The 3,787-nt window shown below is 66.9% G+C and carries 2 protein-coding genes, 3 tRNA genes and 1 pseudogene; 4 read left to right on the top strand and 2 right to left on the bottom strand.

Features of this window, described 5'->3' with window-relative positions:
• The 4 genes and pseudogenes from E1281_RS38395 to E1281_RS38380 all read left to right on the top strand — a co-directional run.
• Window positions 1-196: pseudogene (locus tag E1281_RS38395) on the top strand (CHAP domain-containing protein); the annotation flags it as partial.
• Between the two features lie 43 nt (window positions 197-239).
• Window positions 240-312: transfer RNA gene (locus E1281_RS38390), tRNA-Gly, on the top strand.
• 29 nt (window positions 313-341) lie between these two features.
• Window positions 342-412: transfer RNA gene (locus E1281_RS38385), tRNA-Cys, on the top strand.
• Window positions 413-425: 13 nt separating this feature from the next.
• A tRNA-Val gene (locus E1281_RS38380) sits at window positions 426-500 on the top strand.
• 166 nt (window positions 501-666) lie between these two features.
• Here the strand turns inward: E1281_RS38380 and E1281_RS41580 are convergent.
• Together E1281_RS41580 and E1281_RS38370 are read right to left on the bottom strand one after the other, a co-directional pair.
• Window positions 667-1,302: an integrase core domain-containing protein gene (locus tag E1281_RS41580; RefSeq protein WP_207943760.1), complete on the bottom strand. Its 636-nt coding sequence runs from the start codon at window positions 1,300-1,302 to the stop codon at window positions 667-669.
• 857 nt (window positions 1,303-2,159) lie between these two features.
• Complete coding sequence (locus E1281_RS38370; protein ID WP_131884609.1) at window positions 2,160-2,513, bottom strand: hypothetical protein; 354 nt, start codon at window positions 2,511-2,513, stop codon at window positions 2,160-2,162.
• Window positions 2,514-3,787: the final 1,274 nt, after the last annotated feature.

The raw sequence follows: 3,787 nt of genomic DNA, 5'->3' as shown, positions 1-3,787 counted from the left end.
GGACTCCGCGGACGCCGGCACGGCCGTGATGCCCGCCCTCTCCCTCGCCGCCGCCCACGAGGCCGAGGACCGCGAGTTCTGGGGCCGCATCGCCCACCTCGAAGAGGACAGCGAGCTCGCCTTCTGGAACTCCCTGCACGACGAAGTCAGCGAGGCCGTACCTGCTCTGTACGCAAGCACGCCGGGATTCCGCTAGAGTTGTCCGTGCAAGCCCGGAGGCCGACACCTCCGGCCGGCACGCGGACGTGGCTCAGTTGGCAGAGCATCACCTTGCCAAGGTGAGGGTCGCGGGTTCGAATCCCGTCGTCCGCTCTGAGAGGCCCCCGAACAGGCCTCGCTCTGGTGGAGTGGCCGAGAGGCGAGGCAACGGCCTGCAAAGCCGTGTACACGGGTTCAAATCCCGTCTCCACCTCGCAGCACGCAGAGGGCGATTAGCTCAGTGGGAGAGCGCTACCTTGACACGGTAGAGGTCACTGGTTCAATCCCAGTATCGCCCACCATTGTCTCCCCAGGTCAGGCGCTATGTCCGGCCTGGGGATCTTGCGTTTCGGGGCCGGTTGGGCGCGGAATCGGGAGCAGATCGGGAGCAGACCGCTCCCCGCCATGATCGAAACTACCCACACGCGGGTCGGGGTCTGTCCCTGCCGAAAACCCCGTCTGTGCAGGTCAAGCGGCATGTTCGTACTCGGTGAGAATTCCACCCAGACGTTGCCTTCTTCGGATGTTCAGGTGGGCGATCTGGTCTGGTTCGTTGATCGGTGTAGGCAGTGGCTTCAACGGGCGGGCGTTGGCGATGCCCTGATGAGGCCGATGCTCGTTGTAGAAGGTCTCGAACTCGCGGAGGGCGTGGAGCAGGTGCCGCTGGTTCCAGATCAACGTCCGGTCGAGCAGTTCGCGGCGGCAGGTCTGCACCCACCGCTCCATCACCGCGTTCATCCTCGGCATCCGCACCCCGGTCAGCACCACCTGGATTCCCGCATCGGCCAGGACGGCGTCGAACAGGTCGGGGAACTTGCCGTCGCGGTCGCGGATCAGGAATCGTGCCCGGCAGCCGGCGTCCTCGAGGTCCATGACCAGGTTCCGGGCCGCCTGCGTCACCCACGCTGCGGTCGGATGAGCGGTGGCGCCCAAGACCCGGACGCGGCGGGTGTGGTGCTCGATCACCGCCAGCACGTACATGCGCGCACCCGTCAAGGTGACGGTTTCCATGAAGTCGCACGACAGCAATGCCTCGGCCTGGGAACGCAGGAACCCCGGCCCAGGTGGTCGAGGAACGCTCAGGTGCTGGATCGATACCAGCATCCTTGAGGATCTCCCCGACCGTGGAGGCAGCCACCTTGACACCGAGCACCAGCAACTCGCCGTGCACCCGCCGGTAGCCCCAACTCGGGTTCTCCCGCACCAGGCGAAGTACCAGCAGGCGGATGGAGCGGACGGTCGGCGGTCGGCCCTGCCGCTTGGGCTTGGATCGGGCGGCGTGCCGGCCCGCGATCAAGTCGCGGTGCCAGCGCAGCGCCGTATCGGGCCGGACCAGGAGTCGCATCCGCCGCAGCGCCCCGGAAGGCAATCGGTGCAGCAGCGCCGCGAGCATGGCACGTTCCGGACCGGTGAACCGTACCCTCGCCCCGTCCAGTTGGCGCTCGAGCACAGTGATCTGGTGCCGCAACACCAAAATCTCGGCATCTTTCTCCCGATCGGTCATCGGGAGTAGACGTAGTACCGCGAACGTGTTGGTCACGGTCAAGTAGGACAGTCGCAAGAGCACAACCGCCCATCATCCCGGAGCAGCGGCGGTGGCGTGGCCCGTCCCACGACTATCCCAGCACAGCGCCACGGCCTACCAGGCTCTACGCCCCTCACCTGCCCGGGCGTACTTTTCGGCAAGCACAGGGTCCAGCCGGAATACGCCGGAAAGGGGCCGCGCCGGGGCGCTGACCGGACAGAACGTGAATTCTGTCCAGCCTCGGGAAGGGCGTCTCCCCAGGTCAGTGCACTGAGCGAGGGACGCCCCGCGTTCCGGTCCCCTCCGCCGTGCGACGAACCGCCGCCGAAACCGCGGTTGCCGACCCTGCTGTCTGACCTGCGTAGACCGGCGAGCCTGGTCCCTTTCTGCCGTATTCCGGTGGCACCCCTGGTGGTGTGCCTGCCGGTCGGCAGGGCTACTTGCGCCAGAGGATGTCGTTGTCGTTGACCCAGTACTTGGGGTACGGCGGCTCTCCGTCGGCGGGTTGGATCTCGTAGAAGTACTGGTAGCTTCCCTCGCCTGGCAGCGACCGCACCCAGTAGCCCTCGCTCTTGCTGCCGTTGAACCACCCCTCGTTGCGTTCCAGGAACCGGCCGGTGGTGAGGCACTCGCCGTCGTTGGGGAAGGTGGCGCCCTGGGAGATGAAGCGGGTGATGCCGACCAAGGGGATCGGATCGTAGGTGTATTTGAGCGCCTGCGGCATGAACCAGGCGACGCAGCGCGGGGCGGCGTGGGCGGGCGTGGCGGCGTGGACGGGCGTGGCGGTCAAGGGTGCCAGGGCCGCGCATGCCAGGGCGCCTGCGCCCAAGGCGGTCGGCAGGCGTCGGAGCGGATGGGAATGACGCACGAGAACTCCTTAGAACATCCATCGCCACCAAGAGTCACGATAGTACTACTAAGTGTGATTGCCGGTCTATGGGTACCGGCGAGCGACGGCCAAGGGAAGGGCCCGTGAGGAGGATCGGAACGGTCAGTAGCGACTGGCCCGCGAGTAGGTCAGACCAGATCGTGTGTTGAGGGGCCCGCCTGGGGGGGCACCCGACAGCTCGGCCCCGACTTCGCGGGGATGGGTCTCCCAGGAAGCGCTCACGGGACGCTCGGCGACCTCACTCACCCTGATTGCTCCGCAGGACTGCTGCTGCAGGCAGTCGGGCCCGCGAACGGCAGGGTCTGCTCACGCGTTGACCTGCGCTGGTGGGTGGTGGCGGGTGTTCTGGTCATAGCCCGAACCCCGATCCGAAGATCGACCGGAACACCGAGAAGACGTCGCGGTGGATCGTCGCGGCGGCCGCCACGAGCTCACGGTGACGATTCTCCCTCTCCGGGCCGGGGCACCTGATAGCCCGCCTGATTGGCCGCCCGTTTAGGAGTGGGCGGGGGCGCGCAATAGTGCGGCACTGGTCACCAGGCCGCCCCGCCCGTATGAGGACGCGACCCTACCGCGGCCCGCCGATCGGGATGCAGGGGGTGTCCAGCGGAGCGTTGATGTCGGTGAGGATGCCGGGGATGGTGAGACAAGGCTCTGCCGAGGCGGGCGGGACTGACGCGGCGTGGGGGGCGCGGCAGCCGCGCCGCCGAGTGCGAGGGCCAAGGCGCCGCTGCAGGCGGCGGTGGCCGCCAGCCCGCGGACCCGGCGGGCCGCGTGGGAAGTGGTGCGGCAAGTGCTGATGTCAGTGCGTGACGGGGTCATGGAGCACCTCCTGTAACTGAGTGCCATAGCTTACTCTCTGTCTAAGATTCGCTACTAGGAGTACCAAAGGGGAAGCGGTGAATCCAGGCGCATACGGGAGGTTTTATGGCGCCCGGGGACCGAATCACATCGGGGGCCTGTTCAACAATCGATCGTTTCTCAACATCCAGGGGTGTCGGCTTGGCCTTGCCGCTTTGCCCGTGGTCCGGAGTGTTCAAGAAGCGTGTCGGAATTCCGCTTCCGCGCATGGTGACCGGCTGACCGTCGCCTACGAACCCGCAAGCCGTGCTACGGCCTCGGCGGGGGTGGGGGCCGGTGGGTGCGCTTCAAGGGCATCTTGCGGGTTAGTGTCT

Source organism: Actinomadura sp. KC345, from assembly GCF_004348515.1.
GTDB lineage: Bacteria > Actinomycetota > Actinomycetes > Streptosporangiales > Streptosporangiaceae > Spirillospora.
The sequence above is the reverse complement of the archived record's forward strand: the minus strand, read 5'-3'. Positions and strand labels throughout refer to the sequence as shown.